The organism is Acinetobacter sp. WC-323, assembly GCF_000314615.1.
GTDB classification, from domain to species: domain Bacteria; phylum Pseudomonadota; class Gammaproteobacteria; order Pseudomonadales; family Moraxellaceae; genus Acinetobacter; species Acinetobacter courvalinii.
This window is the reverse complement of record NZ_AMZS01000076.1, coordinates 1-5172: the sequence shown is the minus strand read 5'-3', so window position 1 is coordinate 5172 and position 5172 is coordinate 1. Positions and strand designations below refer to the sequence as shown.

General features: G+C 45.5%; 5 protein-coding genes and 1 pseudogene. 5 read left to right on the top strand and 1 reads right to left on the bottom strand.

Features of this window, described 5'->3' with window-relative positions; genetic code table 11:
• Nucleotides 1-129 precede the first annotated feature (129 nt).
• The 5 genes and pseudogenes from phnC (at nt 130) to ACINWC323_RS00075 (ending at nt 4507) form a co-directional block, all read left to right on the top strand.
• A pseudogene (gene phnC, locus ACINWC323_RS0119455) lies at nt 130-908 on the top strand (phosphonate ABC transporter ATP-binding protein).
• 19 nt (nt 909-927) lie between these two features.
• On the top strand, nt 928-1788 hold the full coding sequence (phnD, locus tag ACINWC323_RS00060; RefSeq protein WP_009389226.1) for a phosphate/phosphite/phosphonate ABC transporter substrate-binding protein: 861 nt from the start codon (nt 928-930) through the stop codon (nt 1786-1788).
• 18 nt (nt 1789-1806) lie between these two features.
• Nucleotides 1807-2604: a phosphonate ABC transporter, permease protein PhnE gene (phnE, locus tag ACINWC323_RS00065; protein ID WP_004757464.1), complete on the top strand. Its 798-nt coding sequence runs from the start codon at nt 1807-1809 to the stop codon at nt 2602-2604.
• A gap of 41 nt (nt 2605-2645) precedes the next feature.
• A complete protein-coding gene (locus tag ACINWC323_RS00070; protein ID WP_004757466.1) occupies nt 2646-3653 on the top strand; it encodes a phosphonate dehydrogenase in 1008 nt (335 codons plus the stop codon).
• A complete protein-coding gene (locus ACINWC323_RS00075; protein ID WP_009389225.1) occupies nt 3650-4507 on the top strand; it encodes a LysR family transcriptional regulator in 858 nt (285 codons plus the stop codon). The genes ACINWC323_RS00070 and ACINWC323_RS00075 overlap by 4 nt, the downstream gene beginning before the upstream one ends.
• A 493-nt stretch (nt 4508-5000) precedes the next feature.
• Here ACINWC323_RS00075 and ACINWC323_RS00080 read toward each other — a convergent pair.
• On the bottom strand, nt 5001-5172 hold a 172-nt coding region (locus ACINWC323_RS00080), incomplete at its 5' end, for an IS3 family transposase (protein ID WP_009516408.1).

Here is a 5172-nt window from a genome sequence, read left to right as displayed (position 1 = left end):
ACCAAGCGTTTGAGTGCGATTGCTAATTGCTCGCAATAAAACTGTAACATTGAGTCGTTATGCTCACCTCATTATCTGATTTCGTAATCAAAAATAAAGATTGATTACAACAACGAGGGTCTGGCAGCAATGATTCAACTTCAAAATATTACCGTCCAGTACGGACAAATGATTGCGTTGCATCCAACTTCACTCACGTTTCAACAGGGACAGTTTTCAGTGTTGCTCGGTGCCTCTGGTGCAGGCAAATCAACAATGCTCCGTTGTCTTAACCTGATGCAAAAACCCACTAACGGCAATATAAACATTACAATGTTAGGTTCATTGTTGGACAAAAAAATATTGCAAGAGCATCGTCGGGTACTGGCATGATATTCCAGCAGCATCAATTAATTGGTCGACTTTCTGTTTTGCAAAATGTGCTAATGGGTAGACTAGGTTATCACTCGACGCTTCGTACTCTTTTTCCTCTATCGAAGGAGGATCAATCTATTGGATTACACAGCCTTGACCGCGTTGGGCTACTTCACAAAGCACTCTCACGAGTGGATGAGTTAAGTGGCGGTCAGCAACAACGCGTGGGTATAGCTCGGGCATTAGCGCAGCGACCGGCACTTGTTTTGGCAGACGAGCCTGTGGCAAGCCTTGATCCAGCAACCGCCAACAAAGTCTTGGCGCTCTTACACCAGATATGCAAAGAAGACGGCATAACCGCTGTAGTCAGCCTACATCAAGTCGATCTCGCTAAACGCTATGCTGACCGAATCGTCGGTCTGGCTCATGGCAAGGTTGTGTTCGATGCAATACCAGCGGCTCTGACACAAACGCATGTAACTGAACTCTATGAACAAAAAGCGCAATTGAATTCAAACATTCCAAATATTACTCATAACCATTGTTTAACTTAAGAACTGAGGAGAAATAACCATGAAAAAGCTATTCGCTGTACTGGCTCTAATATTGTTTAGCCTCTTAGGTAGTGTCACATATGCCGCACCTAATCCTGACCCCGGCACATTAAAAGTTGCTCTCTTGCCTGATGAAAATGCATCAACCGTCATTAAAAATAATAAGCCTCTAGAGATGTATCTTGAAAAAGCTCTGGGCAAAAAGATTGAGCTTATTGTTACCACTGACTATTCATCAATGATTGAAGCAATGCGGTTCGGTCGTATTGATCTTGCATATTTTGGGCCCTTGTCTTATGTATTGGCCAAACAGAAAAGTAAGATTGAACCATTTGCAGCAATGCAACAAAAAGGCACAACAACTTATCAGTCAGTGCTAATTGTGAATAAGGCGGCGGGCATCAACAACATCACAGATATCAAGAAAAAAGCCGTTGCCTGGGGTGACAAGGCCTCTACATCCAGCCACCTGATCCCCAAATCAATGCTTGCTGATAAAGGATTATTTGCCGGAACGGATTACAAGGAGCATTTCGTAGGCGCTCACGATGCAGTGGCGATGGCAGTTCAGAATGGACACGCGCAGGCCGGTGGTCTGAGCAAGCCCATTTTCAAATCGCTCGTTCTGAGCGGCTTGATCGATCTAAACAAAGTGAAGGTCTTAGCGGAGTCAAAACCGTTTCCTCAGTACCCATGGGCTATGCGCTCTAACTTAAAACCAGAGCTTAAAGAAAAAATTCGTGCTGCCTTCCTCGATTTGAAAGATCCGAACGTGTTGAAACCATTCAAGGCTGAAGGATTCGGGCCTGTAACAGATAAGGATTACGATGTCGTGCGTGATTTAGGTAGTTTGCTAAAGCTAGATTTTTCCAAGTTCTAATTTTTTGAGGTCTCTACAATGAATACGAACTTCGAAGCCATATTGTCAGAGCAGCGCCAAAGCTGGAATCGAGTAGTTAGGTATGTGATATTGATTTTAGCTATTGTCGTCGGATGTTGGTATTACGTTGGTCTATTTGATGGTGAGCGTTTAGGCGAAGGCGTGCCAAGTCTTGTTAGTCTCATTGGTGAGATGTTCCCTCCCAACTTTAGTGAGTGGAGAGCATGGGTCAAGCCAGTGCTCGATACCTTAGCCATGAGTATTGCTGGAACCGCCATCGCTGTGCTTTTGTCCGTGCCCTTGGGTATTTTGGCTGCACGCAATACCAGTCCACATCCAGCGGTCTATCAGGCTGCGCGTGCTCTGTTAAATGTGTTGAGATCTGTTCCTGAGCTTATTATGGGTATAGTTTTCGTGGCAGCTGTCGGCTTTGGTGCACTGCCGGGTGTGTTGGCATTAGGCCTGCACTCAATCGGCATGATCGCTAAGTTTTTTGCGGAAGCGATTGAGCATACAGATCAAGCACCAGTTGAAGCTGCGCAGGCCGCAGGTTGCAGCCCGCTACAAGTGATATTTCATGGCATTTTTCCGCAAGTATTACCGCAAATGGCCGACACCGCGATTTATCGGTGGGAATACAATTTTCGCGCCTCAACGGTGATGGGAATGGTCGGTGCCGGCGGTATAGGTTTCGAGTTGATAGGATCGCTGCGTCTTATGCAATACCAAGAAGTATCCGCGATATTGCTGGTCATTCTTGGGATGGTGACGCTAGTTGATACATTCAGTTCATTCTTGCGTCGCAAGTTCAAGTAGCTAACCCATATAAAAAATCCGGTATACACATGAGGGTCCACATGAAACAAAAAATAGTTCTTACCCACTGGGTTCATCCTGAAATTATCGATTATTTACAATCTGTTGCGGATGTCGTTCCCAACATGACCCGCGATACTATGTCGCGCGCAGAATTGCTGGAGAGAGCAAAGGATGCTGACGCACTAATGGTATTCATGCCTGACAGTATCGATGATGATTTTCTTGCGTCCTGCCCTAAATTGAAGATTGTAGGTGCAGCACTCAAAGGCTATGACAACTTTGATGTCGATGCTTGTACCCGCCGTGGTATTTGGTTCAGCATCGTGCCGGACCTTCTGACCATCCCAACGGCGGAGCTGACAATTGGATTGCTTCTTGGCCTGACTCGCCATCTGGCCGAGGGGGATCGCCGTATCCGAACTCACGGATTTAACGGGTGGAGACCGGAACTATACGGAACGGGTTTAACAGGACGCACACTCGGAATCATCGGTATGGGTGCGGTCGGGCGAGCGATTGCGAAGCGCTTATCGAGTTTTGATATGCGGGTGCTTTATTGCGATGACATCGCCTTGAATCAAGAGCAGGAAAAGGCCTGGAATGCACGACAGGTGAGTCTCGATGAATTATTAAGTAGCAGTGACTTTGTTGTACCTATGCTGCCAATGACGCCGCAAACTTTGCACTTATTGAATGCAGAAACAATTGGCACAATGCGCACAGGAAGCTACTTGATCAATGCGTGTCGTGGTTCAGTTGTCGATGAATTAGCTGTTGCCGAAGCACTTGAATCTGGAAAATTGGCGGGTTATGCGGCAGATGTTTTCGAATTGGAAGAGTGGATCCGTGTTGATAGGCCAACAGCTATTCCGCAGGAGTTACTGACCAATACAGCGCAAACATTTTTCACCCCACATTTGGGGTCTGCGGTCGACGACGTGCGTTTCGAAATCGAGAAACTAGCAGCCAATAATATCTTACAGGCACTGACCGGCCAAAGGCCATCCGATGCTATCAATAATCCAATTTTGGAAGGCGTTAATTGATCAATCTTGAACGCGTAGTTACTTTTCTGGCTGTCGTGAATCGGGGTGGCTTTCGTGAAGCAGCCAAGCACACAGGGCTCTCACAGTCAGCTGTGACTCAGCATGTTAGGCGCCTAGAAGAGTCGCTGAGTGTCAATCTGATTGTGCGAAACAACGCAGGTTGTACGCTCACAGAGGAAGGCAAAGTGTTTTTGCCTTATGCGGAAAACCTAGTGCGCACCGGATCCAGAGCGTGCGCATTATTCGACACAAATCGTCTTGTAATAGGCGCGAGCTCGAATATCGGCATCTATGTATTGCCACCGCACTTGAGGCGGTTCAAGAAAACAGCAACTTGCAATTTTGATGTAGTCATTGGCGATAATCTTACCATTGTGAAAAAACTGGAAAACTTTGAAGTCGATGTGGCCATTATGGAATGGTGGGATCAACGAGAGGGATTTGATGCATGCGTTTGGCGAAGTGAAGAACTAGCTGTGATTGTGCCGGTGGAGCATCCGTGGGCCAAATTGGCGAGTATTCCATTAGATTGGCTGAAGGGAGAGAAATTGCTGGGGGGAGAAACAAGTAGCGGCACAGGGCGTCTGTTACAGCATTTTTTCGGAAGCGTGGCAGATTCTATTGGTGTATCTATGCAGCTTGGAAGCACAGAGGCGGTTAAACGGGCAGTACAGGCAGGCTTGGGTATTTCATTGGTGATCTCTTCGTCTGTGGTCGATGAGTGCGAGAGTGGTCGACTAAGAAGCGTTAAAATTGAAGGGATCACCCCCTACAAAAATCTTTACGTTATTTGTCGTAGCAATATGCTTGAAAATACACCATCGGCACATTTCAAAAAATTTCTACTTCAGTAGATGGATGGTATGTTGTTTATGCCAACAGTTAGAAAGTGTGAAGTTTGCCGTGACATATCATGATTTTAAGTTGATGGTAGCATTTTATTCATTTGCGTTATTTCTCTAGAAGGTAGGCGTCTAAATACTAAGTTTTCTACCTTTAAAAGGCCATATCGAACATCCACTTTAATCTGCGGTATCAAGAGAAGATTATTTTTTGCGAACATCCGCTTTGGGCACAACTGAGCCGGTTCTGGTGCTTTGAAATTAATTTAGATCAATTGCATCGCATATCCACCAGCTAACGTGTCCGTTAGTCTCACTAGCCCCTTTTCGGGTACATCTAGTGTGTCAGGTGCTTAGGCTCTAGCGCAAAAGGCGTACTCTTAATCTTCTCAAGACTCGCCTGTATCCAACCTGCTTTGGTCGCCTGATCATCACTGTGGTCAATGTCCGCGTCATTCAAACCTGATATGTGCTGAATTAGCAGGAGACTTTCACTTGGGATATGCTAGGCAGCTAACCGATAAAAGTTCTCTGCTATTTGATTTGGCGTTTTAAAATCCAAACTCTTTTGAATTCTTCGCTGATTATAAAATAACACAATGTATTTTGTAATATCTGCTTTAGCTTCATCTCTGGTTTTATAGTTGCAATGATGCACTAATTCATTCTTGAGTATG

What these genes read in the sequence shown, in the direction of transcription:
- ACINWC323_RS00070 (WP_004757466.1), top strand. Translation starts at nt 2,646, where the DNA reads ATGAAACAAAAAATAGTTCTTACCCACTGGGTTCATCCTGAAATTATC.
- phnD (WP_009389226.1), top strand. Translation starts at nt 928, where the DNA reads ATGAAAAAGCTATTCGCTGTACTGGCTCTAATATTGTTTAGCCTCTTA.
- phnE (WP_004757464.1), top strand. Translation starts at nt 1,807, where the DNA reads ATGAATACGAACTTCGAAGCCATATTGTCAGAGCAGCGCCAAAGCTGG.